General features: G+C 65.7%; 24 protein-coding genes and 1 other RNA gene. 19 read left to right on the forward strand and 6 right to left on the reverse strand.

All coding sequences use genetic code 11. The features are described from left to right. Positions 1-16: 16 nt before the first annotated feature. Together U5771_RS08095 and U5771_RS08100 are read right to left on the reverse strand one after the other, a co-directional pair. Entirely contained in the window at positions 17-1,594 is a 1,578-nt protein-coding gene (locus U5771_RS08095) for a formate dehydrogenase beta subunit (RefSeq protein WP_322023485.1), read from the reverse strand. Further along, the gene (locus U5771_RS08100) at positions 1,591-2,091 is read right to left on the reverse strand and encodes an NAD(P)H-dependent oxidoreductase subunit E (RefSeq protein ID WP_322023486.1); all 501 of its coding nucleotides are present in this window, start codon (positions 2,089-2,091) and stop codon (positions 1,591-1,593) included. The genes U5771_RS08095 and U5771_RS08100 overlap by 4 nt, the downstream gene beginning before the upstream one ends. 131 nt (positions 2,092-2,222) lie before the next feature. On the opposite strand from U5771_RS08100, the gene U5771_RS08105 reads away from it, so the two are divergent. From U5771_RS08105 to U5771_RS08115, 3 genes are all read left to right on the forward strand, one after another. Beyond that, the gene (locus U5771_RS08105; RefSeq protein WP_322023487.1) at positions 2,223-3,329 is read left to right on the forward strand and encodes a substrate-binding domain-containing protein; all 1,107 of its coding nucleotides are present in this window, start codon (positions 2,223-2,225) and stop codon (positions 3,327-3,329) included. A 101-nt stretch (positions 3,330-3,430) separates the two neighbouring features. Then, positions 3,431-3,700 (forward strand): hypothetical protein, encoded by a 270-nt coding sequence (locus U5771_RS08110; RefSeq protein WP_322023488.1) that lies wholly within the window; start codon positions 3,431-3,433, stop codon positions 3,698-3,700. 317 nt (positions 3,701-4,017) lie between these two features. After that, positions 4,018-4,368, forward strand: coding sequence for a DUF4148 domain-containing protein (locus U5771_RS08115; RefSeq protein ID WP_322023489.1), 351 nt, complete (start codon positions 4,018-4,020; stop codon positions 4,366-4,368). A 271-nt stretch (positions 4,369-4,639) separates the two neighbouring features. Here the strand turns inward: U5771_RS08115 and ssrA are convergent. The 4 genes from ssrA to ompA all read right to left on the reverse strand — a co-directional run bounded on the left by ssrA (position 4,640) and on the right by ompA (position 7,285). Next, positions 4,640-5,009: a transfer-messenger RNA gene (gene ssrA, locus U5771_RS08120) on the reverse strand. A gap of 17 nt (positions 5,010-5,026) precedes the next feature. Then, positions 5,027-5,743: a phosphoglycolate phosphatase gene (gene gph / locus U5771_RS08125; protein WP_322023490.1), complete on the reverse strand. Its 717-nt coding sequence runs from the start codon at positions 5,741-5,743 to the stop codon at positions 5,027-5,029. 13 nt (positions 5,744-5,756) lie between these two features. Next, positions 5,757-6,455, reverse strand: a complete 699-nt coding sequence (gene ubiG / locus U5771_RS08130; RefSeq protein ID WP_044844843.1) for a bifunctional 2-polyprenyl-6-hydroxyphenol methylase/3-demethylubiquinol 3-O-methyltransferase UbiG — start codon at positions 6,453-6,455, stop codon at positions 5,757-5,759. A gap of 152 nt (positions 6,456-6,607) precedes the next feature. Beyond that, positions 6,608-7,285, reverse strand: coding sequence for an outer membrane protein OmpA (ompA, locus tag U5771_RS08135; RefSeq protein ID WP_322023491.1), 678 nt, complete (start codon positions 7,283-7,285; stop codon positions 6,608-6,610). Positions 7,286-7,823: 538 nt separating this feature from the next. Between ompA and gyrA the strand changes: the two genes are divergently transcribed. From gyrA to cysM, 16 genes are all read left to right on the forward strand, one after another. Further along, a complete protein-coding gene (gene gyrA / locus U5771_RS08140) occupies positions 7,824-10,427 on the forward strand; it encodes a DNA gyrase subunit A (protein WP_044844841.1) in 2,604 nt (867 codons plus the stop codon). 83 nt (positions 10,428-10,510) lie between these two features. Further along, positions 10,511-11,110 (forward strand): DUF2059 domain-containing protein, encoded by a 600-nt coding sequence (locus U5771_RS08145; RefSeq protein WP_322023492.1) that lies wholly within the window; start codon positions 10,511-10,513, stop codon positions 11,108-11,110. Positions 11,111-11,271: 161 nt separating this feature from the next. After that, positions 11,272-12,354, forward strand: a complete 1,083-nt coding sequence (gene serC, locus U5771_RS08150; protein WP_322023493.1) for a 3-phosphoserine/phosphohydroxythreonine transaminase — start codon at positions 11,272-11,274, stop codon at positions 12,352-12,354. Between the two features lie 34 nt (positions 12,355-12,388). Next, positions 12,389-13,471 (forward strand): prephenate dehydratase, encoded by a 1,083-nt coding sequence (gene pheA, locus U5771_RS08155; RefSeq protein ID WP_322023494.1) that lies wholly within the window; start codon positions 12,389-12,391, stop codon positions 13,469-13,471. 187 nt (positions 13,472-13,658) lie between these two features. Beyond that, complete coding sequence (locus tag U5771_RS08160) at positions 13,659-14,585, forward strand: prephenate dehydrogenase/arogenate dehydrogenase family protein (RefSeq protein WP_322023495.1); 927 nt, start codon at positions 13,659-13,661, stop codon at positions 14,583-14,585. 20 nt (positions 14,586-14,605) lie between these two features. After that, positions 14,606-15,910, forward strand: coding sequence for a 3-phosphoshikimate 1-carboxyvinyltransferase (aroA, locus tag U5771_RS08165; RefSeq protein ID WP_322023496.1), 1,305 nt, complete (start codon positions 14,606-14,608; stop codon positions 15,908-15,910). A gap of 13 nt (positions 15,911-15,923) precedes the next feature. Then, positions 15,924-16,610: a (d)CMP kinase gene (gene cmk, locus U5771_RS08170; RefSeq protein WP_124501928.1), complete on the forward strand. Its 687-nt coding sequence runs from the start codon at positions 15,924-15,926 to the stop codon at positions 16,608-16,610. 142 nt (positions 16,611-16,752) lie between these two features. Further along, positions 16,753-18,465, forward strand: coding sequence for a 30S ribosomal protein S1 (gene rpsA, locus U5771_RS08175; RefSeq protein WP_044844859.1), 1,713 nt, complete (start codon positions 16,753-16,755; stop codon positions 18,463-18,465). A gap of 22 nt (positions 18,466-18,487) precedes the next feature. Further along, positions 18,488-18,811, forward strand: a complete 324-nt coding sequence (locus tag U5771_RS08180) for an integration host factor subunit beta (protein ID WP_322023497.1) — start codon at positions 18,488-18,490, stop codon at positions 18,809-18,811. Between the two features lie 210 nt (positions 18,812-19,021). Further along, the gene (locus U5771_RS08185; protein ID WP_322023498.1) at positions 19,022-19,315 is read left to right on the forward strand and encodes a LapA family protein; all 294 of its coding nucleotides are present in this window, start codon (positions 19,022-19,024) and stop codon (positions 19,313-19,315) included. A 53-nt stretch (positions 19,316-19,368) separates the two neighbouring features. Further along, a complete protein-coding gene (lapB, locus tag U5771_RS08190; protein WP_322023499.1) occupies positions 19,369-20,541 on the forward strand; it encodes a lipopolysaccharide assembly protein LapB in 1,173 nt (390 codons plus the stop codon). Between the two features lie 90 nt (positions 20,542-20,631). After that, a complete protein-coding gene (locus U5771_RS08195; protein WP_322023500.1) occupies positions 20,632-22,032 on the forward strand; it encodes a UDP-glucose/GDP-mannose dehydrogenase family protein in 1,401 nt (466 codons plus the stop codon). A 7-nt stretch (positions 22,033-22,039) separates the two neighbouring features. Next, entirely contained in the window at positions 22,040-22,990 is a 951-nt protein-coding gene (gene rfaE1, locus U5771_RS08200; RefSeq protein ID WP_322023501.1) for a D-glycero-beta-D-manno-heptose-7-phosphate kinase, read from the forward strand. Positions 22,991-23,054: 64 nt separating this feature from the next. Next, on the forward strand, positions 23,055-24,047 hold the full coding sequence (gene rfaD, locus U5771_RS08205) for an ADP-glyceromanno-heptose 6-epimerase (RefSeq protein ID WP_322023502.1): 993 nt from the start codon (positions 23,055-23,057) through the stop codon (positions 24,045-24,047). 73 nt (positions 24,048-24,120) lie between these two features. Next, entirely contained in the window at positions 24,121-24,483 is a 363-nt protein-coding gene (locus U5771_RS08210) for a ComEA family DNA-binding protein (RefSeq protein WP_322023503.1), read from the forward strand. 206 nt (positions 24,484-24,689) lie between these two features. Next, complete coding sequence (gene cysM, locus U5771_RS08215) at positions 24,690-25,592, forward strand: cysteine synthase CysM (protein ID WP_322023504.1); 903 nt, start codon at positions 24,690-24,692, stop codon at positions 25,590-25,592. Positions 25,593-25,623 lie beyond the last annotated feature (31 nt).

The following is a 25,623-nucleotide window of genomic DNA, read 5'->3' on the forward strand; positions in this document are numbered from 1 at the left end:
CAGGGCTCCTTCTGGGTCAGGCCGCAGCCTTGACCGGACCCGACGCGGCTTGCTTGCCGGCGGCGAGCCCGAAATCTTCGGGGAAATGGTCGAGCGCGGACAGCACCGGGTACGGCGTCATCCCGCCCATCGCGCACAGCGAGCCGGCGAGCATCGTGTCGCACAGGTCGCGCAGCAGCGTGACCTGTCGCTCCGATGTGTCGCCTTCGCGAATGCGTGCGATCGTCTCGACGCCGCGCGTCGAGCCGATCCGGCACGGCGTGCACTTGCCGCACGATTCGATCGCGCAGAACTTCATCGCGTATTCGGCGAGCGCCGCGAGATTCGATGTGTCGTCGTGCAGCACGATGCCGCCGTGACCGACGACCGCGCCGATGGCCGTATAGGCCTCGTAGTCGAGCGGCACGTCCCACTGGTGTTCGGGCAGATAGGTGCCGAGCGGGCCGCCGACCTGGGCGGCGCGCGCGGGCCGGCCGCTCGCCGTGCCGCCGCCGTAGTCGAACAGCAGCTCGCGCAGCGTGACGCCGAACGCGAGCTCGACGAGGCCGCCGTGGCGGATGTTGCCCGCGAGCTGGAACGGCAGCGTGCCGCGCGAGCGGCCCATCCCGTAGTCGCGATAGAACGCGGCGCCGCGCGCGAAGATCACCGGCGCGGTCGCGAGCGTGATCACGTTGTTGATCACGGTCGGCTGGCCGAACAGGCCGGCGAGCGCGGGCAGCGGCGGCTTCGCGCGCACGACGCCGCGCTTGCCTTCGAGCGATTCGAGCAGCGCCGTTTCCTCGCCGCACACGTACGAACCGGCACCCTTCGCGACGTGCAGGTCGAACGCACGTGCGGAGCCGAGCACGCGTTCGCCGAGCCAGCCGGCTTCGCGCGCGCGCACGATCGCGGTTTCGAGTGCCGCGATCGCGTGCGGGTATTCGCTGCGCACGTAGATGTAGCCGAGCGTCGCGCCCGTCGCGATGCCCGCGATGATCATCCCTTCGATCAGGCAGTACGGGTCGCTTTCCATGATCAGGCGATCGGAGAACGTGCCCGAATCGCCTTCGTCCGCGTTGCAGACGATGTACTTCTGCGTCGCGCTGGCCTGCCGGACGGTGCGCCACTTGATGCCGGCCGGGAAGGCGGCGCCGCCGCGGCCGCGCAACCCCGATTCGATCAGCATCTCGCACGCGGCGTCGCCGTCGAGTGTGAGCGCGTTCTTCAGGCCGGCGAGGCCGTCGTGCTTCAGGTAGTCGTCGATCGACAGCGGATCGGTCAGGCCGATGCGCGCGAACGTGAGGCGCTGCTGGCGCGCGAGATAGGGCAGGGCGTCGACGAGGCCGACGCCGCTCGGATGCGTGCCGCCGTCGAGCCAGTTTGCGTCGAACAGGGCGGGCACGTCGGCGGCCGACAGGTTCGCGTAGCCGACCCGCCCGGCGGCCGTGCCGACCTCGACGAGCGGCTCGAGCCACAGCAGCCCGCGCGAACCGTTGCGGATCAGTTCGATCGCGACGCCGCGCCGTTCGGCTTCCGCGACGATCGCGGCGGCAAGGGCGTCGGCGCCGAGCGCCAGCGCGGACGAATCGCGCGGAACGTAGATGCGGGTCGTCATGCGGCCTCCGGGGTGTGGGCGGCCGCGTCGGCGAGCAGGGCGTCGAACTTCTCCGGCGTGACCTTTGCGTGCAGCACGCCGTTGACCGTCAGCGACGGCGATTGCGCGCACAACCCGAGGCAGTAGACCGATTCGAGCGCGACGTCGCCGCAGGCGTGCGCGTCGGCGCCATCGCCGTGCGCCGCGTCGAACCGGCAACCCGTGCGCGCCTCCGCGTGCGCGGCCAGCGCTTCGCAGCCCATGCTGCGGCACGCCTCGGCGCGGCACATCTGGATCGTCACGCGCGCGGGCGGCGCGGTGCGGAAGTGGTGATAGTAGGTGAGCACGCCGTGCACTTCCGCGCGCGACAGGTTCAGCGCCTTCGCGAGCGGTGCGACGCAGCCTGCCGGCACGTAGCCGGCATCGTCCTGGATCGCATGCAGGATCGCGACGAGCGAGCGGCCGGCGCGTGCATGACGCTCGACGAGCGCGTCGGGCGCAGGGGAATTCGGGGACATCGGTTATGCTCCTCCAAAGTCTCATATGTGCCCGTAATTCATATAGTGCACACCGGGACTTCGTCCTGATTGATTTTGAGCAACGATAAGCGGAAGATTCGGCAGTCGCAATAGGAAATCGGAGTGCATAATTGATTCGAATCGAATGCGACGCGTATCTGACCGTACGCGACACGGAGGGCCGCACGGCGAGCCTGTCGGACGTCGCCCCGTTGCTGGAGCTCGTGGCCGATACGGGCAGCATCGCGCAGGCTGCGCAGGTGAAAGGGCTGTCGTATCGGCACGCGTGGGGCATGCTGCGGGCGCTGGAGTCGTGTGTCGGCGGCGAGTTGATCGAGACCGCGCGCGGCAAGGGGTCGACGCTGTCGGAGCTGGGGCAGGCGGTCGTCGACGCGCAGCGCCTCGCGCGCAGCCGTCTCGACGGGAACCTGCGCGCGCTGGCGGCCGAGGTGGCGAGCGACCTGAACCGGCGGCTCGCGCAGCGCGACGGCGCCGTGCGCATCCATGCATCGCACGGTTATGCGGTCGCGACGCTCGTTTCCGCGCTCGTCGATGCGCAGGCTGCCGTCGACATCAAGTATCGCGAGAGCGTCGAGGCCGTGCAGGCGCTCGCGCGCGGCGAATGCGAGCTGGCCGGTTTCCATCTGCCGCGCGGCGCGTTCCGCGAACAGTGCGCGCAGATCTACCGGCCGTGGCTCGACGACACGCGTCACGTGTTGATTCATCTGACGCGTCGCCAGCAGGGGCTGTTCGTGCCGCACGGCAACCCGAAGCAGGTCCGCGGGCTCGCCGATCTCGCCCGCAACGACATCCGCTTCGTCAACCGGCAGCCGGGGTCGGGCACGCGCATGCTGCTCGATCTCGCGTTGCGTGCGATCGGCATCGATCCCGAGCGTATCGACGGCTATGCGTCGGCCGAACTCACGCACTCGGCGATCGCCGCGTTCGTCGCGAGCGGGATGGCCGATCTCGGCTTCGGCGTGGAGCCGGCCGCCCATCATTTCGGGCTCGATTTCATCCCGGTCGTCGACGAGGATTATTACTTCGCGTGCGAGCGCGCGCAGCTCGATTCGCGGCCGCTCGCCGGCGTGCTTGCCTTGCTGCGCGATGCGCGCTTCGTCGAGCGCGTCGCGCATCTCGACGGCTACGATCCGGCCGCGTGCGGGACGCTGACCGGTATCGCGGCGGGACTCGCCGGTACCGCCGGGGCGGGTGCACCGGACGGCAACGCGCGGTAACGTGGGCGCGCGCGAACCGCGCTGCAGCAGCGAGGGATTTGCGCTACGCTTGCCGCTTGATCAACGTTCCAACAAGCACGCCGTTCAGGCGTCATCCCGCCATGAAACTTTCCGTTCACCTCTCCGCGGCCGCGTTGACCGCGGGGCTTCTTGTTGCTGTTTCGCCGTTTGCGCTTGCGCAGAATTCCCCGGGCGTGCCGGGCGGGATTCTGAGCGAGCAGTTCCGTCTGAACGAGCATCCGCAGATGCCGTTCGCGGCGTCAACGCCGTCGCAGAAATACCAGAGCGGCAAGAAGTCGTCCTTGCGCCGCAAGGGCGATATGGGTGATCCGAACGGTTGCAACCTGAAGTGCCCGATGGACACTCAGTAAACCCGCGCCGGCGAGCGGCATCGCTGCCGCCTCGGCCGAGTTGCCGGTAACCGCACGGGGTTGGGCGGTTATCTCCGGGCCCCGCGAAGCTTGCTGCTTCGCGGGGCCCGTGTTTTTGTGGCGAGTCGTTGTGCGGCCGGTTGTGCGGCCGGCGTGGGCGGATGTCGAATGCTCGACTCTAGGGTTAACCCTTAATCCAGGAAGGATCTCTTCCAGAAACCTGCCTTATTCTTAAGCATCCGCCTACATAAACTTCGGTTTGTCAGCGATGAACGGGTGTTCACCGCGAAATCAGACAAATCTGGAGGTAGGTCATCATGAAGTCGCTCGTTCAAGCCGTTGTCGTCGCCGCCGCTCTCGTTGTTCCGGTCGTTTCGTTCGCGCAGTCCGGCTCGGCACTCACCCGCGCACAGGTTCGCGCCGAACTGGTTCAACTCCAGCAGGCCGGTTACAACACCGCCAGCGGCGAAGATCCGCACTATCCGGAAGCCATCCAGGCTGCCACCGCCCGCGTCGCCGAGCAGCAGCGCGCGCTCGCCCAGGCGCAAGGCGCCGACGCCAGCGGCTATGGCGCGCAGGTGCAGGGCGCATCGGCATCGGGGTCGCGTGCGATCGGCGTGCGTCCGGCCAGCGCGGATGAAATGAAGTCGCTGTATCGCGGCAGCTGAGCCGCGCATCGCCCGGCGAGGCCACGCGGCGGTTGCGACGATGCGTCGCGTCCCGGTCGCGGTGCCGGGCAGGTGTCGTCCGCTGCGGTCGATCACCGTGCGGGCGACGCCGACCTTCCGTCACCTCCTGCCGCCGGCATACCGGCGGCATTCCGCCCGGCCCGTCCGGGGCCGGGCGCTTTTTCGGCAGGCGTGGGACGTCGGGTTTCACCGGCAACAAAAAACCCCGCAGACTCGCGTCGTGCGGGGTTCGTGCGTCAAGCGCGGAATTTGGTGGAGGCGGCGGGAATCGAACCCGCGTCCAGAAGCGCTCCACGACTAGTTCTACATGTTTAGTTCAGTCATTTGATTTAACCGCAGCGACGCGGACGAACACGCTGCACTACGGCGATTCGCTAGGTTTTCGACCCTGGCGTCGCGACGCCGACAGGGCTTAACTGACGTAAATGACCTCTGGCGGTATTGCTACCGGTCTTGCGACACTAGCCCGTCAGTGAACTAGGCAGAGGACGGCGGCCGTTAGGCTGCCAGTGCGAACGTATCGTCGTTTGCAGTTACGATTTTCCCATTGATTAACGAGGTGACGGGTCCTCGACATGCCCTAGCCGCTTCACAACCCCTGTCGAAACCAGGTCGCCCCCGCGGATAAGATCAATCATTATAGCCCAACATCGCGCAGCAGTTCGCGCAGTTCCTGCGTCGAGCCGACGAGATGCTGCGCCTGCCAGTCGGCCGGCGCGGCGCCGTCGCCGCAGTAGCCGTACGCGGCCGCGACCGTCGCCATCCCCGCCGCGCTGCCGGCCTGGATGTCACGCAGGTCGTCGCCGACATAGACGATGCGCTCGGGCGCGAGCGTCATTCGCTCCGCCGCGTGCAGCAGCGGGGCCGGATGCGGTTTCGAGTGCGGCGTTGTGTCGCCCCCGACGATGCAGGCCGCGCGCGGGGCGAGGCCGAGCAGGTCGGCGAGCGGCGCGGTGAGGCGCATCGCCTTGTTCGTGACGATGCCCCAGCGCACGCCGCGCGCATCGAGTTCGTCGAGCACGTCGCCGATGCCGGGGAACAGCACCGTGTGCACGCAGATGTCCGTCGCGTAATTGGTCAGGAACTCGTCGCGCATCGCTTCGTAGCCGGGCGATTGCGGGTCGATGCCGAACGCGCCGCCGAGCAGGCCGCGCGCACCGGCCGATGCCAGCGGCCGCAGCACATCGATCGACGTTTCGGGCAGGCCGCGCACGCGCTGCATCTTGTTGACGGCGGCGGCGAGATCGGGCGCCGTGTCGGCGAGCGTGCCGTCGAGGTCGAACAGCACGGCATCGCAGTGCAGCAGGCGCGGCTCGTCGAGTGCAGGCCGCCCGGTCGAAAGGGGAGTCGTCATGCCGGTCGGAAGGTCACGCGCCGCGGCGGCACGCGACGAGATAGTTGATGTCGGTGTCGTTCGACAGCGCGAAGCGCTTGCCGATCGGGTGATAGGTGATGCCCTTGATCTCCACGATGTGCAGATCGGTTCCGCGCACGAAGCTCGCCAGTTCCGACGGGCGGATGAAGCGCGCGTAGTCGTGGGTGCCCTTCGGCAGCATCTGCGCGATGTACTCCGCACCGATCACCGCGAACAGATAGGACTTCAGGTTGCGGTTCAGCGTCGAGAAGAACACCCAGCCGCCCGGCTTCACGAGCGTCGCGCACGCGGCGACGACGCCGGCCGGCGACGGCACGTGCTCGAGCATCTCCATGCAGGTGACGACGTCGTAGGTGCCCGGCTCGCGTTCGGCGATCGCTTCGGCGGCGATCGCCTCGTAGTCGACCGTGATGCCGCTTTCGAGGCTGTGCAGGTCGGCGACGCCGAGCGCTTCGGTCGACAGGTCGATGCCTTTCACCTGCGCGCCGAGCCCGGCCATCGATTCTGACAGGATTCCGCCGCCGCAGCCGATATCGAGCGCGCGCTTGCCCGCGAGATGCGCATGCGAGTCGATCCAGCCGAGCCGGACCGGGTTCAGGTCGTGCAGGGGCTTGAATTCGGCATTCGGGTCCCACCACCGATGGGCGAGGTCGCTGAATTTCTGGAGTTCGTGCGGATCGGCGTTGGTCATGTCGGCAAACGGGCTACGGAAGGAGGGCGGCGCGTCGGTACGTCAGCCCCGAGTATATAAGGGGGCGCACAACGAGGCCAGCGAGCGCCTGGACGGGCGTCAAAGAAAAAGCCCCGCCGGAGCGGGGCTTTGAAGCAGTCGAAAACCGCGGCTTACTGCGCCGGAACGGTCGTCTTCTGGACTTCTTGCGTACCGACCACTTCCACTTCCACGCGGCGATCCGGTGCGAGGCAGGCGATCAGTTGCTTGCGGTTCTTCTGGTTGCAGCCGGTCGTGACCGGGTTGCGCTTGCCCTTGCCTTCCGTGTAGATCTTGTTGGCCGGGACACCCTTGCTGACCAGGTACGACTTGACAGCTTGCGCACGGCGCAGCGACAGACGGTCGTTGTACTTGTCCGAACCGATGCGGTCCGTGTAGCCCGTAGCGACGACCACTTCCGTGTTCATGCCTTGGATCTTCGAGCCCAGTTCGTCCAGCTTTTGCTTGCCCAGCGGCTTGAGCGTTGCCTTGTCGAAGTCGAACAGTGCGTCAGCTTGATACGTGATCTTCTGGCTCGTGATTGCCGGAGCGACCGGTGCGACCGGAGCCGGTGCCGGTGCCGGTGCCTGGGCGACCAGTGCGCCATCGCACTTCGCGTTGGCGGTGGCCGGCGTCCAGAACGCGTCACGCCAGCAGAGCTCGTTCGTGCCGTTCATCCACACCCATTCGCCCGTGCCGTTCACCCAGTTGTCGTTGACGGCTTGACGCGACGCCGGCACCGACTGTGCCGAAGCGGATGCAGCCATAACTGCGGTAGCTGCAATGAACGCGAGCTTTGAAAGTTTATTCATATTTCTCCTCTCGAAATTGAGATTACCGCAGGTTTACTGCGAGCCTGTTGACGGTGACAAGTCATACATTGCTCGAAGTATAACATTGGTGCGGCACAAAAAACGCGGCACCGCTCTGTGTAGACTTCGAGCAGCGTCTAACTTTCAGTGCGTTGGCATTTTGCCATATCGTTCCCTTCCTACGAAAAAAAATCCTCCCCACCCTAAGATCGCTCCAACTTTGTGGTGCATGCGCAACACCGGCCTGCCGCAACTTTCAGGGATTGTCAAGAGCGTGTCCGCGAAATTGCGCGAAAGGCCGCAAGGGTTTACTCGCGTGCGCGACGCGGACTCGCGCGAGCCCCGACCGTCCTGAAGGGGCGCGATCGCGGCCGGTTCGGGGTGCTGTCGCCGTGGCCGCGATTTTTGCTGTTTACATATAGAGGGGGTGCGGCGAATTGGCGGCTGATGGGCGCATGTTAGAATCTCGCGTTGCGTTGCGCATGCAGCGCCCACGCGAAAGGCGTTCGCCGTCTTCGCTCCGAAACGATACGGATACATGGATCAATTCGCCAAAGAGACCCTGCCCACCTCCCTAGAGGAGGAAATGCGCCGTTCGTATCTCGATTACGCGATGAGCGTGATCGTCGGACGTGCCCTTCCGGATGTCCGCGATGGCCTGAAGCCCGTGCACCGGCGCGTACTGTTCGCGATGCACGAACTGAACAACGACTGGAACCGCGCGTACAAGAAATCGGCGCGTATCGTCGGTGACGTGATCGGTAAGTATCACCCTCACGGCGATACCGCGGTGTACGACACGATCGTGCGGATGGCGCAGGACTTCTCGCTGCGCTACATGCTGATCGACGGACAGGGCAACTTCGGCTCGATCGACGGCGACAATGCCGCGGCGATGCGTTACACCGAAATTCGCATGGCGAAGATCGGTCACGAACTGCTCGCCGACATCGACAAGGAAACGGTCGATTTCGAGCCGAACTACGACGGCAACGAGATGCAGCCGTCGGTCCTGCCGTCGCGCATCCCGAATCTGCTGATCAATGGCTCGTCGGGCATCGCGGTCGGCATGGCGACCAACATCCCGCCCCATAACCTGAACGAAGTCGTCGACGCGTGCCAGCATCTGCTGGGCAACCCGGAAGCGACGATCGACGAGCTGATCGAGATCATCCCGGCGCCGGACTTCCCGACGGCCGGCATCATCTACGGCGTCGCCGGCGTGCGCGACGGCTACCGCACCGGGCGCGGGCGCGTCGTGATGCGCGCGGCCACGCACTTCGAGGAGATCGACCGCGGCCAGCGGATGGCGATCATCGTCGACGAGCTGCCGTACCAGGTGAACAAGCGCTCGCTGCTCGAGCGCATCGCCGAGCTCGTCAACGAGAAGAAGCTCGAGGGTATCTCCGACATCCGCGACGAGTCCGACAAGAGCGGCATGCGCGTCGTGATCGAACTGAAGCGCGGCGAAGTGCCCGAAGTGGTGCTGAACAACCTGTACAAGGCGACGCAGCTGCAGGACACGTTCGGCATGAACATGGTCGCGCTCGTCGACGGCCAGCCGAAGCTGCTGAACCTGAAGGAAATCCTGCAGTGCTTCCTGTCGCATCGACGCGAAGTGCTGACGCGCCGCACGATCTACGAACTGCGCAAGGCCCGCGAACGCGGCCACGTGCTCGAAGGTCTTGCAGTCGCGCTCGCGAACATCGACGAGTTCATCGCGATCATCAAGGCAGCGCCGACGCCGCCGATCGCGAAGCAGGAACTGATGGCGAAGCCGTGGGATTCGTCGCTCGTGCGCGAGATGCTCACGCGCGCCGAGACCGAGAACGCGTCGGCGGGCGGCCGCTCCGCGTACCGCCCGGAAGGCCTGAACCCGGCGTTCGGGATGCAGACCGACGGGCTGTACCGTCTGTCCGACACGCAGGCGCAGGAAATCCTGCAGATGCGTCTGCAACGCCTGACCGGTCTCGAGCAGGACAAGATCATCGGCGAGTACCGCGAAGTGATGGCGCAGATCGCCGACCTGCTGGACATCCTCGCCCGCCCTGAGCGGATCACGACGATGATCGGCGAAGAGCTGACGTCGGTGAAGGCCGAATTCGGCGACGCACGCCGCTCGAAGATCGAGCTGAACGCGACCGAGCTGAACACCGAAGACCTGATCACGCCGCAGGACATGGTCGTCACGATGTCGCACGCGGGCTATGTGAAGTCGCAGCCGCTGTCCGAGTATCGAGCGCAGAAGCGCGGCGGTCGCGGCAAGCAGGCGACGCAGATGAAGGAAGACGACTGGATCGAGACGCTGTTCATCGCGAACACGCACGACTACATCCTGTGCTTCTCGAACCGCGGTCGCGTGTACTGGGTCAAGGTCTATGAAGTGCCGCAGGGCTCGCGCAACTCGCGCGGCCGCCCGATCGTCAACATGTTCCCGCTGCAGGAAGGCGAGAAGATCAACGTCGTGCTGCCGGTCAAGGAATTCTCGGCCGACAAGTTCGTGTTCATGGCGACGTCGCTCGGCACCGTGAAGAAGACGCCGCTCGAGGCATTCAGCCGTCCGATGAAGAAGGGCATCATCGCGGTCGGCCTCGACGAGGGCGACTACCTGATCGGCGCTTCGATCACCGACGGCGCGCACGACGTGATGCTGTTCTCCGACGCCGGCAAGGCCGTGCGCTTCGATGAGAACGACGTGCGTCCGATGGGCCGGGAGGCGCGCGGCGTGCGCGGCATGCAGCTCGAGGACGGGCAGCAGGTCATCGCGCTGCTGGTTGCCGGCAGCGAGGAGCAGACCGTGCTCACCGCGACCGAGAACGGCTACGGCAAGCGCACGCCGATCACCGAGTACACGCGTCACGGCCGCGGCACGAAGGGGATGATCGCGATCCAGACGTCCGAGCGCAACGGCAAGGTCGTCGCTGCGACGCTCGTCGACGCCGAGGATCAGATCATGCTGATCACGACCGCCGGCGTGCTGATTCGCACCCGCGTGTCGGAGATTCGCGAGATGGGACGCGCCACGCAAGGTGTTACACTCATCAGTCTCGATGAGGGTACCAAGCTCTCCGGCCTGCAGCAGATCGCGGAAGCCGAAGAGGGCGATGGCGAGGCCGACGAGGCGTCGGACGGCGAAGCCTGAAGAACGGATGAGACTCGAGCCGCCGCGGGCGCCAGGCGCCGCGGTCGGCGAGCAACCATTCATATTTCCAAAAGGGAGTGATGATGCAAAAGCAATTCAAGCAACTGGTTCTGCTGGCTGCACTGGTGCCGACGTTCGCGATGGCGCAAGCGCTGTCGAATTCCGCACCGGCTACGACCGCAGCAGCTGCGCCGATCGACGCCGACAAGAAGGCAGCGATCAAGGATCTGCTCGACGCGATCGACGCGCCGAAGCTCGTGTCGGCTATCGGCAACAGCGCCGAGATGCAGGCAAAGCAGCTCGTGCCGGCAATCCTGTCGGACGCGCTGTCGGAAAACAAGACGCTGAACGACAAGCAGAAGCAAGCCGCCGTGCCGACGCTGCAGAAGAACGCAGTGCCGAAGCTGGTTGACGGCGCAGGCAAGGTGTTCGGCTCGCAGCAGTTCCAGAGCGACGCGATGTCGGCTCAGTACGACGCCTACGCGAAGTACTACAGCACGTCGGAGATCAAGGATCTGACGACGTTCTACAAGAGCCCGACGGGCCGCAAGTTCATCCAGGTTCAGGATCAGGTTGGCCGCGACGTGGTCAACGGCCTGATGCAGAAGTACATGCCGCAAGCGATCCAGGCAACGCGCGCGCAGGCTGACAAGGAAGTCGCGGCAGTCAAGCCGGGCAAGTAAGCCGTCCGGGCACGCCGCCCGGCCGTTCGGCCGGGTTTGGCGGGAGCCTGATGACAGTGCGATAATGGCCGTTTGCGCGCGAGCGCAAGCGGCCATTTCTTTTCTGGCGCGGTTCTTTCTGCCGGCGGCAAGCCGGTCGCGTCCCTCCCGAGGTTTTCACGATGCGCGTCTTTAATTTCTCCGCCGGTCCTGCGGCGCTCCCCGAGGAAGTGCTGCGGCAGGCCGCCGACGAAATGCTCGACTGGCACGGCAGCGGCATGAGCGTGATGGAGATGAGCCATCGCGGCAAGGAATTCATGTCGATCCACGAGGCGGCGCTGACCGACCTGCGCGAGTTGCTCGAGGTGCCGGCCAGCCACCGGATCCTGTTCCTGCAGGGCGGTGGCATCGCCGAGAACGCGATCGTGCCGATGAACCTGCTCGGCTCGCGCAAGACCGCCGACTTCGTCGTGACGGGCTCGTGGTCGCAGAAGTCGTTCAACGAAGCGAAGAAATACGGCACGCCGCATCTGGCCGCATCCGGCAAGACGGCGGACGGCTTCACGCGCGCGCCCGCCCGTGCCGACTGGCAACTGTCGGACGATCCGGCCTACGTGCATCTGTGCACGAACGAGACGATCGACGGCGTCGAGACGTTCGAGATTCCCGACCTCGGCGACGTGCCGCTCGTTGCCGATGTGTCGTCGCACATCCTGTCGCGCCCGATGGACGTCGCGAAGTACGGCGTGCTGTTCGGCGGCGCGCAGAAGAACATCGGGATGGCCGGCGTGACGGTCGTGATCGTGCGCGAGGATCTGCTCGATCGCGCGCTGTCGATCTGCCCGTCCGCATTCGAATGGAAAACCGTCGCCGAGAACAATTCGCTGTACAACACGCCGCCCACCTATGCGATCTACATCGCGGGCCTCGTGTTCCAGTGGCTGAAGCGGCAGGGCGGCCTCGAGGCGATCGAGGCCCGCAATATCGAGAAGGCGAAGCTGCTCTACGACACGATCGACGCGAGCAGCTTCTATCTGAACAAGGTCGAGCCGGCGGTGCGTTCGCGGATGAACGTGCCCTTTTTCCTGGCCGACGAAACGCGCAATGAAGACTTCCTTGCCGGCGCAAAGGCGCGCGGGCTGCTGCAGCTGAAGGGCCACAAGTCCGTCGGCGGCATGCGGGCGTCGATCTACAACGCGGTGCCGCTCGAGGGCGTGAAGGCGCTCGTCGAGTACATGAAGGACTTCGAACAGCGCGGCGCCTGAGCGCGGCGCTGTTCAAACAGCACGGCAACTACGCATGGACGACGAACTGAATTCCCGCCTGAAACCGCTGCGCGACCGCATCGATGCGATCGATGCGCAGCTGATTGCGCTCCTCAACCAGCGCGCCGCGGTGGCGCTCGAGGTGGGCGAGGTCAAGAAGCACTTCAACGCGCCGGTGTTTCGGCCGGAGCGCGAGCTGCAGGTGATCGCGCGCCTGCAGGACATGAGCGCGGGGCCGCTCGCGAGCGAGCACATCAGCGCCATCTGGCGCGAGATCATGGCCGCGAGCCGCGCGCTCGAGCAGACGATCCACGTCGCGTTCCTCGGGCCGGTCGGCACGTACAGCGAACAGGCGATGCTCGAGTATTTCGGCCAGTCGATCGAAGGGCTGCCGTGTCCGTCGATCGACGAGGTGTTCCGCTCGGTCGAGGCCGGTGCGTCCGCGTTCGGTATCGCGCCGGTCGAGAATTCGACCGAAGGCGCGGTGTCGCGCACGCTCGACCTGCTGCTGCAGACGCAGTTGCTGATCAGCGGCGAGCTCGCGCTGCCGATTCATCACAACCTGCTCACGCAGAGCGGCACGCTCGACGGCGTGACGCGCGTCTGCGCGCATGCGCAGGCGCTCGCGCAATGCCAGCAGTGGCTCGCCGCGAACGCACCGCAGCTCGAGCGGCAAGCGGTGTCGAGCAACGCGGAGGCCGCGCGTCTCGCGGCGGCCGACCCGAGCGTCGCGGCGATCGCGGGCGACCGCGCGGCCGCGCACTACGGGCTGCAGATCGCGTTCTCGCTGATTCAGGACGATCCGCACAACCGCACGCGCTTCGTGATCATCGGCAAGCAGCCGGCCGGACCGAGCGGACACGATCAGACCTCGCTGATCGTGTCGGTGAAGAACGAGCCGGGCGCGGTGTTCAAGCTGCTCGAACCGCTCGCGCGGCACGGTGTGTCGATGACGCGCTTCGAGTCGCGCCCGGCGCGAGTCGGCACGTGGGAGTATTACTTCTACATCGACATCGAAGGGCACCGGGACGAGCCAGCCGTGACCGCCGCGCTCGCGGAGCTCGGCCAGAAGGCCGCGTTCCTGAAGATACTCGGTTCGTATCCGCGCGCGCGCTGACGCGCAGCGGCCCGTCGCCTGCATGCGCAGGCGGCGCGGCGAAGCGGGCAGGGCAGGCCGGGCGGCGCTGCCCCAAGGCGGGTTCGGGCGGCATCCGGTGCAGGTCGCGCCGGGTGCGGGCCCGTTGCCCGGGATCTGGACTTCCGTGCGCGGGGCGTCGTTCCGCGCGCGTCACTTGGCTCTTGTCGTGTCAGGCTTTGCATTCAACAAACTGGTCATCTTCGGCGTCGGCCTGATCGGCGGATCGCTGGCGCGCGCGCTGCGCGAGCGCGCACCGGGCGGCGCGGGCGAAGTCGTCGGCGTCGGCCGTTCGCGTGCGTCGGTCGAGCGCGCGCTCGCGCTCGGCGTGATCGATCGCGCGGCGGCGCTCGACGACGATGCGCAAGTGCGCGACGCGCTTGCCGGCGCCGATCTCGTGCTGCTGGCCGCGCCCGTCGCGCAAACGGGCCCGTTGCTCGCGCGCATCGCGCCGTGGCTCGACGCTGCGACGATCGTCACCGACGCCGGCAGCACCAAGTCCGACGTCGTCGCGGCGGCACGTGACGTGCTCGGTGTGCGGATCGCGCAATTCGTGCCGGGCCACCCGATCGCCGGGCGCGAGTCGAGCGGCGTCGAGGCCGCGCTGCCGGATCTGTACGTCGGCCGCAACGTCGTGCTGTGTCCGTTGCCGGAGAACGCACCCGAAGCGGTCGCGCGGATCGACGCGATGTGGCGGGCGACCGGCGCCGACGTGCGCATGATGAGCACGGCGCAGCACGATCGCGTGTTCGCGTCGATCAGCCATCTGCCGCACGTGCTGTCGTTCGCGCTCGTCGAGCAGATCCTCGGCGAGACGGATGCCGAACTGAAATTCTCGTATGCGGCGGGCGGCTTCCGCGATTTCACGCGGATCGCGGCGTCGAGCCCGGAAATGTGGCGCGACGTGTGTGTCGCGAATCGCGCGGCGCTGCTCGACGAACTCGACGGCTACACGCGCGTGCTCGCCCGGCTGCGTGCGGCGATCGACGCCGGCGACGGCGCGGCGCTCGAAGCCGTGTTCACGCGTTCGCGTGCGGCACGCAAGGCATGGCAGGAACGTGGCGCGCAGCCCGCTGCCGAACCGGTCAAGAAATAACAGGAAACAGGACGATTCCCATGGACTATCTCGATCTCGGCCCGTATTCCAGCGCATCGGGCACCGTGCGCCTGCCCGGCTCGAAAAGCATCTCGAACCGCGTGCTGCTGCTCGCGGCGCTTGCCGAAGGCGACACGACGATCACCAACCTGCTGGATTCCGACGACACGCGCGTGATGCTGGATGCGCTCGGCAAGCTCGGCGTGAAACTCGCGCGCGAGGGCGACACCTGTGTGGTCACCGGCACGCGCGGCGCGTTCACCGCGAAGACCGCCGACCTGTTCCTCGGCAACGCAGGCACCGCGGTGCGACCGTTGACGGCGGCGCTCGCCGTGAATGGCGGCGACTATCGCGTGCACGGCGTGCCGCGCATGCACGAGCGGCCGATCGGCGATCTCGTCGACGGCCTGCGGCAGATCGGCGCGCAGATCGACTACGAGCAAAATGAAGGCTTTCCGCCGCTGCGGATCAAGCCTGCGGCGATCACGGTCGATGCGCCGATCCGCGTGCGCGGCGACGTGTCGAGCCAGTTCCTCACGGCGCTGCTGATGACGCTGCCGCTCGTGAAGGCGACGGACGGCAGGATCGTCGTCGAAGTCGACGGCGAGCTGATCTCGAAGCCGTACATCGACATCACGATCCGGCTGATGGAGCGCTTCGGCGTGACCGTCGAGCGCGACGGCTGGCAGCGCTTCGTCGTGCCGGCCGGCGTGCGCTACCGTTCGCCGGGGCGCATCATGGTCGAGGGCGATGCGTCGTCGGCCTCGTACTTCCTCGCGGCCGGCGCGCTCGGCGGCGGCCCGCTGCGCGTCGAGGGCGTGGGGCGCGCGAGCATCCAGGGCGACGTCGGCTTCGCGAATGCGCTGATGCAGATGGGCGCGAACGTATCGATGGGCGACGACTGGATCGAGGTGCGCGGCATCGGCCACGACCACGGCAAGCTCGAGCCGATCGACATGGACTTCAACCTGATTCCCGACGCGGCGATGACCATCGCGGTCGCCGCGCTGTTCGCGAGCGGCACGAGCACGCTGCGCAATATCGCGAGCTGGCGCGTCAAGGAAACCGACCGCATCGCCGCGATGGCGACCGAGTTGCGCAAGGTCGGTGCGATCGTCGAGGAAGGCCCTGACTATCTGGTCGTCACGCCGCCGCAACAGCTCACGCCGAACGCCGCGATCGACACCTACGACGATCACCGGATGGCGATGTGCTTCTCGCTCGTCAGCCTGGGCGGCGTGCCCGTGCGGATCAACGATCCGAAGTGCGTCGGCAAGACGTTCCCCGACTATTTCGACCGCTTCGCCGCGCTCGCCAAAGCCTGACCCGACCGTACCGATGAAATCGACCCGACCCTTTCACCCGACTCCCGTCATCACGATCGACGGTCCGACCGCTTCCGGCAAGGGGACCGTCGCGGCGCTCGTCGCCGCGCATCTCGGCTTCCACCTGCTCGACAGCGGCGCGCTGTATCGTCTCGCGGCGCTCGCGAGCGTGCGTTATGGCATCGCGGCGGAGGACATCGACGCGCTCGTGAAGCTGATCGACGATCTTCACATCACGTTCCGCGAGGGCTGCGCGCAGCTCGACGGCGTCGACGTGTCGAACGACATCCGCGCCGAAGCGGTCGGCAACCGCGCGTCGGCGATTGCCGTGCACGGGCCGGTGCGTACCGCGCTCGTCGCGCGCCAGCGCGCGTTCCGCAAGACGCCGGGCCTCGTCGCCGACGGGCGCGACATGGGCACCGTGATCTTCCCGGACGCCGTGCTGAAGGTGTTCCTGACGGCCAGCGCCGAGGCGCGCGCGGCCAGACGGCATAAGCAATTGATGCAAAAAGGTTTTTCTGCTAATATAGATGACTTGCTCCGGGATCTCCGTGAACGTGACGCGCGCGACAGCAATCGCGCAGCCGCGCCACTGAAGCCCGCGGCAGATGCCAGGCTGCTCGATACGTCGGCGCTTTCGGTCGATGAGGCTGTCGACCAGGTGCTGCAGTGGTACCGGGCGCTCGGCCAGCCCGCCTGAGAAAGCGGGCAGCAGTAGGTGCTCCGCGCCGTAAGCGTGGAGCGTGTTTCAAACCCTTAACCCCGTGTGGACTTCGATCTGGCCCTTTCAGCCTGCCATTCCGGCCGGCGTGGCACAGCGATCCATGCACAATCAGATTTTTATGTCCGACCTGCAAACCTCCACCCCGAATACCGAATCCTTTGCGGCTCTGTTCGAAGAGTCGCTGACCCGCCAAGACATGCGCGCCGGCGAAGTGATTTCCGCCGAAGTCGTGCGCGTCGACCACAACTTCGTGGTCGTCAATGCAGGCCTGAAGTCCGAGGCTTACATTCCGATCGAGGAATTCCTGAACGATCAGGGCGAGGTTGAGGTGCAGTCGGGCGATTTCGTGTCCGTCGCGATCGACGCACTCGAAAACGGCTACGGCGACACGATCCTGTCGCGCGACAAGGCGAAGCGCCTTGCATCGTGGCTGTCGCTGGAAAAGGCCCTCGACAACAACGAACTCGTCACCGGCACGATCACCGGCAAGGTGAAGGGCGGCATGACCGTGATGGTCAACGGCATCCGCGCGTTCCTGCCGGGTTCGCTGGTCGACACGCGTCCGGTCAAGGACACGACCCCGTACGAAGGCAAGACGCTCGAGTTCCGCGTGATCAAGCTCGATCGCAAGCGTAACAACGTCGTGCTGTCGCGTCGTGCCGTGATCGAGGCAACGCAAGGCGAAGAGCGCGCAAAGCTGCTCGAGACGCTGAAGGAAGGCGCGATCGTCAACGGCGTGGTCAAGAACATCACCGACTACGGCGCGTTCGTCGACCTCGGCGGCATCGACGGCCTGCTGCACATCACCGACATCGCATGGCGTCGTGTGCGTCACCCGAGCGAAGTCCTGTCGGTTGGCCAGGAAGTCACCGCGAAGATCCTCAAGTTCGACCAAGAGAAGAACCGCGTCTCGCTGGGCATCAAGCAACTGGGCGACGATCCGTGGGAAGGCATCTCGCGCCGTTACCCGTCGGGCACGCGCCTGTTCGGCAAGGTCACGAACATCACCGACTACGGCGCATTCGTCGAAGTGGAATCGGGCATCGAAGGCCTCGTCCACGTGTCGGAAATGGACTGGACCAACAAGAACGTTGCGCCGTCGAAGGTTGTCCAGCTGGGCGACGAAGTCGAAGTCATGGTCCTCGAGATCGACGAAGACCGTCGTCGTATCAGCCTCGGCATGAAGCAGTGCAAGCCGAATCCGTGGGATGACTTCAGCCGCAACTTCAAGAAGGGCGACAAGATCACGGGCGCAATCAAGTCGATCACCGACTTCGGCGTGTTCATCGGTCTGCCGGGCGGCATCGACGGCCTGGTCCACCTGTCGGACCTGTCGTGGAGCGAAGCCGGCGAAGAAGCCGTTCGCAAGTACAAGAAGGGCGACGAAGTCGAAGCGATCGTGCTCGGCATCGACGTCGAGAAGGAGCGTATTTCGCTCGGCATCAAGCAGCTCGAAGGCGACCCGTTCAGCAACTACGTTGCAATGAACGACAAGGGTTCGATCGTCGACGGCGTGGTGAAGTCGGTCGATGCGAAGGGCGCTGTCATCACGCTGACGGGCGACATCGAAGGCTACCTGCGCGCATCGGAAATCTCGCAGGATCGCGTCGAAGACGCACGCAACGTGCTGAAGGAAGGCGACAAGGTCAACGCGATGGTGATCAACATCGATCGCAAGTCGCGTGGCATCAACCTGTCGATCAAGGCGAAGGATTCGGCTGAACAACAGGAAGCGATCCGCGGCCTGCAGTCGGACACCAGCGCTGCTGCGACCGGTACGACCAACCTCGGCGCGCTGCTGAAGGCGAAGCTCGACGGCCAGAACCAGTAAGCCTCACGAGGTCTGCTGAAGTATGACCAAATCCGAGTTGGTCGCGCAGCTGGCACTGCGATTTCCGCAACTTGTCCTCAAGGATGCGGATTTCGCGGTGAAAACGATGCTCGATGCGATGTCCGACGCCTTGTCGAAAGGGCATCGCATTGAAATTCGGGGTTTCGGCAGCTTCGGCCTCAACCGTCGCCCGGCGCGCGTCGGACGCAACCCGAAGTCGGGGGAGAAAGTGCAGGTGCCCGAGAAGTTCGTGCCTCACTTCAAGCCCGGCAAGGAATTGCGTGAACGCGTCGACGGCCGCGCCGGCGAGCCGCTGAAAGCTGATGATCCGGACGACGACCGTTGAATGTCGTTCGGCTTGCCCGGAATCCATCCGGCGAAGGCTGAAGAAAAAAGCGCCCCTTGCGGGCGCTTTTTTCATTTCCGGCTGCCGTGTGGCAATGCGCATCCGCAGGATGTGCGGTGACGCGGAAACGCTTCCTTTACAATACGGGTCGATTCGGCGCCGCGAAGGGGAGTCGCGCGCCACGGCAAACCTCAACAAAGAGAGGGCTACATGAAGTTTATCGTCTGGCTGATCCGGGTATTGGTGTTCGTGCTGCTGCTGGTGCTCGCACTGGCCAATACGCAAACCGCGACGCTGAATTTCGTTGCTGGCTACGCATGGCAAGCGCCGCTGATCCTGATCGGCCTCGCGTTCTTCGTCGTGGGGCTGCTGGCCGGCCTGCTGTCCGCGCTGCCGGCGATCTTCCGCGTGCGCCTCGAGAACGGGCGCCTGAAGCGCGATCTGCGTGCGGCGCGCGAAACCCCGGCCATCGTCGACCAGCCGCCGATGCCGCCCGTCATTTAACACGGACGCCGCGCGACCCTCGCGCGGTTTTCGTCTCTGCTTCGATATTTCGCATGGATCTGGATTTCTGGTGGTTGCTCGCGATTCCGGTGGCGTTCGCGCTCGGCTGGGCGGCGTCACGCTATGACCTGAAGAACCTCCTGTCGGAGAGCGCCAACCTGCCGCGATCGTATTTCCGCGGCCTGAACTTTCTGTTGAACGAACAACCGGACAAGGCGATCGACGCGTTCATCGAGGTCGCGAAGCTCGACCCCGAGACGGTCGAGCTGCACTTCGCGCTCGGCAACCTGTTTCGCCGCCGCGGCGAAACGGACCGTGCGATCCGCGTGCACCAGAACCTGCTGAGCCGCACGGACCTGCCGGTGAACGAGCGCGACCACGCGCTGTACGAGCTCGGCCAGGATTTCCTGAAGGCCGGCCTGCTTGATCGTGCCGAGGAGGCCTTCCACCGGCTCGCCGACGGCGACTACGCGCTGGGCGCGCAGCGGGCGCTGCTGACCATCTACGAGATCGAGAAGGACTGGAACAAGTCGATCGATACCGCGAAGCGCATCGAATCGATGAGCGACAAGCCGCTCGACACCGAAATCGCGCAGTTCCATTGCGAACTCGCGCAGGACGCGCTGCAACGCAAGAACACCGCGGCCGCCGCCGAGCAACTGAAGCTCGCGCTTGCCGCGAACCCGCAGAACGTCCGTGCGACGATCCTGTCCGGCGATGCCGCGCAGGCGGCGGGCGATCACGCGGCCGCGATCGAGCACTGGAAGCGCGTCGAGGCGCAGAACCCCGCTTATCTGCCGCTCGTCGCCGACAAGCTGATGAAGGCGTATGTCGCGCTCGACAAGCCGGTCGAGGGCGCCGAACTGCTGATGGGCTACGTCGATCGCTATCCGTCGAACGACCTGCTCGATGTCGCGTATCAGCACATCGCCGGGTTGCGCGGCCAGGAAGCGGCGCATACGCTGGCGCGCACGCAGATGGAGAAGTCGCCGAACCTGTCGGGCATGCTGCACCTGCTCGATGCGCAGATCGCGGCCGCCGACGAGCCGCGCCGTAAGGAACTTGAAATGATGCGCACGCTGATCAAGCAGCGCACCAAGAATCTGCCACGCTATACGTGCCAAAATTGCGGTTTCCGGGCACGGCTCTTCTACTGGCAGTGCCCCGGATGCAGCGGCTGGGAAACCTATGCGCCGCGCCGCGTCGAACCTGCGATGCCGGGTTGATCCCGGCGCGCGGCGCCGACGCGCTGCGGTTGTCGCCGGGCCCGGCCCGGCGGCCAAGTGAGTCAATTACCGGGACGTACCGGAACATCTATGAAAATCACCATCATCGGCACCGGCTATGTCGGTCTTGTCACGGGCTCCTGTCTTGCCGAGATCGGCCACGACGTCTTCTGTCTGGATGTCGATCCGCGCAAGATCGACATCCTGAACAATGGCGGGATGCCGATTCACGAACCGGGCCTGCTGGACGTCATCGCGCGCAATCGCGCGGCAGGGCGTCTGCGCTTCTCGACCGACATCGAGGCGAGCGTCGCGCACGGCGAGATCCAGTTCATCGCGGTCGGCACGCCGCCCGACGAGGACGGTTCGGCCGACCTCCAATACGTGCTCGAGGCCGCGCGCAACATCGGCCGTTTCATGACCGGTTTCAAGGTGATCGTCGACAAGTCGACGGTGCCGGTCGGCACCGCGCAGCGCGTGCGCGCGGTGGTCGACGAGGCACTCGGCGCCCGCGGGCTCGCGGGCAGCGTCGCGCATCGTTTCTCGGTCGTATCGAATCCGGAATTCCTGAAGGAAGGTGCGGCAGTCGAGGACTTCATGCGCCCGGACCGGATCATCATCGGTGTCGACGACGACGAGACGGGCACGGTGGCGCGCGAGAAGATGAAGAAGCTGTACGCGCCGTTCAACCGCAATCACGAGCGCACGATCTACATGGACGTGCGCTCGGCGGAATTCGCGAAATATGCGGCGAATGCGATGCTCGCGACGCGTATCTCGTTCATGAACGAGATGTCGAATCTCGCCGACAAGGTCGGTGCCGACATCGAAGCCGTGCGCCGCGGGATCGGTTCCGATCCGCGCATCGGCTATCACTTCCTGTACGCGGGCGTCGGTTACGGCGGCTCGTGCTTTCCGAAGGACGTGCAGGCGCTGATCCGCACCGCCGGCGAAAACGGCCAGCCGCTGCGCATCCTGGAGGCCGTCGAAGCGGCCAACTCCGCACAGAAGGACGTGCTGATCGGCAAGATCGAGCAGCGCTTCGGCGCGGACCTGACCGGTCGCGAATTCGCGGTCTGGGGCCTCGCGTTCAAGCCGAATACGGACGACATGCGCGAGGCGCCGAGCCGTCGGCTGATCGCCGCGCTGCTCGGGCGTGGCGCGACCGTGCGCGCGTACGATCCGGTCGCGATCGACGAGGCGCGCCGCGTGTTCGCGCTCGATCTCGGCGACGCTTCCGACGCGCTTGCGCGCCTGCACTTCGTCGATACCCAGGAGGCGGCCGTGACCGCTGCGGATGCGCTCGTGATCGTCACCGAGTGGAAGGAATTCCGGAGCCCGGATTTCACGCGTCTGAAGGCCGAACTGAAGGCGCCGGTGATCTTCGACGGACGTAACCTGTACGAGCCGGACGCGATGGCCGAACTCGGCATCGACTACCATGCGATCGGGCGTCCGCATGTCGATCCCCAATCCCCCTCCCGTGGATGAGCGCACGATGACTATCCTTCGCGAAGTGGTGCCGGTACCGCGCGCGCAGCTCGCGCGCTCGCGCGTGCTCGTGGTCGGTGACGTGATGCTCGACCGCTACTGGTTCGGCAACGTCGACCGTATTTCGCCGGAAGCGCCGGTGCCCGTCGTGCACGTGCAGCGCCAGGAAGAGCGGCTCGGCGGCGCGGCCAACGTCGCGCGCAACGCCGTGACGCTCGGCGGTCAGGCCGGGCTGCTGTGCGTGGTCGGTTGCGACGAACCGGGCGAGCGCATCGTCGAATTGCTCGACAGCAGCGGCGTGACGCCCCACCTCGAACGCGATGCGTCGCTGCCGACGACCATCAAGCTGCGCGTGCTCGCGCGCCAGCAGCAGCTGCTGCGCGTCGACTTCGAGGCGGTGCCGACGCACGAGGTGCTGCTCGCCGGGCTCGCCCGTTTCGATACGCTGCTGCCGCAGCACGACGTCGTGCTGATGTCGGATTACGCGAAAGGCGGTCTGACGCACGTGACGACGATGATCGAGAAGGCGCGCGCGGCCGGCAAGCCGGTGCTCGTCGATCCGAAGGGCGGCGACTGGGCGCGCTATCGCGGCGCATCGCTGATCACGCCGAACCGTGCCGAATTGCGCGAAGTCGTCGGCCAGTGGCAATCGGAAGACGACCTGCGCGCGCGTGTCGCGACGCTGCGTGCGGAGCTCGATCTCGATGCGTTGCTGCTCACGCGTTCGGAAGAGGGGATGACGCTCTTTTCCGCAGCGGGTGAGCTGCATGCACCGGCGCTCGCACGCGAGGTGTACGACGTGTCCGGCGCGGGCGATACCGTGATCGCGACGGTCGCGACGATGCTCGGAGCCGGTGTGCCGCTCGTCGATGCCGTCGTGCTCGCAAACCGTGCGGCGGGCATCGTGGTCGGCAAGCTGGGTACGGCCACGGTAGACTACGACGAACTGTTTCACTGAGTGCATTCGGCGGCGCACCGAGCGCGCCGCCCGCATGTCTTGTAATTTTTCAGGCAGAACGACCATGACCATCATCGTCACCGGCGCAGCCGGTTTTATCGGCGCGAACATCGTCAAAGGGCTCAACGAGCGCGGCGAGTCGCGCATCATCGCGGTCGACAATCTGACCCGCGCGGACAAGTTCCGCAATCTCGTCGATTGCGAGATCGACGACTATCTCGACAAGACGGAATTCGTCGGGCGCTTCGCGCGCGGCGATTTCGGCAAGGTGCGCGCGGTGTTCCACGAAGGCGCCTGTTCGGACACGATGGAAACCGACGGCCGCTACATGATGGACAACAACTTCCGCTACAGCCGCGCGGTGCTCGATGCGTGCCTCGCGCAGGGCGCGCAGTTCCTGTACGCGTCGTCGGCTGCGATCTACGGCGGCTCGACGCGTTTCGTCGAGGAGCGCGAGGTCGAGGCGCCGCTGAACGTCTACGGCTATTCGAAGTTCCTGTTCGACCAGGTGATCCGCCGCGTGCTGCCGAGCGCGAAGAGCCAGATCGCAGGGTTCCGCTACTTCAACGTGTACGGTCCGCGCGAGACCCACAAGGGCCGCATGGCGTCGGTCGCGTTCCACAACTTCAACCAGTTCCGCGCGGAAGGCAAGGTCAAGCTGTTCGGCGAATACAGCGGTTATGCGCCGGGCGAGCAGACGCGCGACTTCGTGTCGGTCGAGGACGTCGCGAAGGTGAACCTGTTCTTCTTCGATCATCCGGAGAAGTCGGGCATCTTCAACCTCGGCACCGGCCGTGCACAACCGTTCAACGACATCGCGTCGACGGTCGTGAACACGCTGCGCGCGCTCGACAACCTGCCGCCGCTGACACTCGCGCAGCAGGTCGAGCAAGGGCTGATCGAATACGTGCCGTTCCCGGATGCGCTGCGCGGCAAGTACCAGTGCTTCACGCAGGCCGACCAGACCAAACTGCGTGCTGCCGGCTACGATGCGCCGTTCCTGACGGTGCAGGAAGGTGTCGATCGCTACGTGCGCTGGCTGTCCGGCCAGGTTTAAGTTCACGCGTCGCATCGCTAGACTGGGTCTCACGGTCGGCAGCCGCCGACCGTTTTCACCGGAGATCCAGCACATGATCAGGAAATGGTTTGCCGCCGCCGCGATGTTCGGCGCGATCGCGTCGGCCTGGGCGGCCGTCGACGTCAACACCGCGAACGAGGATGCGCTCGTCGGCATCAAGGGCATCGGCCCCGCGCGGGCCAAGGCGATTCTCGACGAGCGCGGCGCACGCGGGCCGTTCAGGAATGCAGAAGATCTCGCGTCGCGCGTGAAAGGCATGGGCGGCCATACGGTCGAGCGCCTTCAGCAGGAGGGCTTGACGGTCGGGGCGGCAGGCCCGAGCGCAGCGGCACCGGCCGCACCGGCCGCACCGGCCGCGGGCAAGCCCGCTGCGGCGAAACCTGTCGCGGCGCCGGCCCGCACCGCGCAGAAGTAACGCGCACGAGACGAAGGGCTCCTTCAGTCGCCGTCGTTGCGACGGCTTCCCGCGGCATGCCGCGGGTTTTTTGCGTGCATGCTGCACGCGCACAATCGTGAATCGTGAGGCACGCCTATTCCATCGTCGCGATGGGGTTGCCGGCGCGCGCCCCGGTGCTGGTTTACAATCAGTTGATTGATCGGCCTCGCACTCACGGTATCTCCATGGCTTACAAAACTATCGAAGACACGATCGGCAACACGCCGCTCGTGCAACTGGTCCGCCTGCCGGACGACGAGATTCGCGCACGCAACAACGTGGTGCTCGCGAAGCTGGAAGGCAACAATCCGGCCGGTTCGGTGAAGGATCGCCCGGCGCTGTCGATGATCAGCAAGGCTGAGGCGCGCGGTCGCATCAAGCCGGGCGATACGCTGATCGAGGCGACGAGCGGCAACACGGGCATCGCGCTCGCGATGGCCGCGGCGATCCGCGGTTACAGGATGGTGCTGATCATGCCGGAGGACCTGTCGGTCGAGCGTCGCCAGAGCATGGCCGCTTACGGCGCGGAAATCATCCTGACACCGGTAAAGGGCGGGATGGAACTGGCGCGCGATCTTGCTGAGCAGATGCAGCGCGAAGGCAAGGGCGTGATCCTCGATCAGTTCGGCAACCCCGACAACCCGATCGCGCACTACGAAGGAACGGGCCCGGAGATCTGGCGCGACACCGAAGGGCGCGTCACGCACTTCGTGTCGGCGATGGGCACGACGGGCACGATCATGGGCACGTCGCGCTATCTGAAGGAACAGAATCCGGCGATCGAAATCGTCGGCGCGCAGCCGGAGGAAGGGTCGCGCATTCCGGGCATTCGCAAGTGGCCGGAGGCCTATATGCCGACGATCTTCGATCGCAGCCGCGTCGATCGCGTCGAGAACGTGAGCCAGGCCGCGTCCGAAACGATGGCGCGCCGGCTCGCTGCCGTCGAAGGCATCTTTGCCGGCATCTCGTCGGGTGGTGCATGCGAAGTCGCGATGCGCATCGCGCGTCAGGTCGAGAACGCGACGATCGTGTTCATCGTCTGCGATCGCGGCGACCGCTACCTGTCGACCGGCGTGTTTCCTGCCTGAGCCCGAACGGCATCCGCAGGATCACGCGATA

It is taken from the genome of Burkholderia sp. BCC1977 (assembly GCF_905339595.1).
In the GTDB taxonomy this organism is placed as follows: Bacteria; Pseudomonadota; Gammaproteobacteria; order Burkholderiales; family Burkholderiaceae; genus Burkholderia.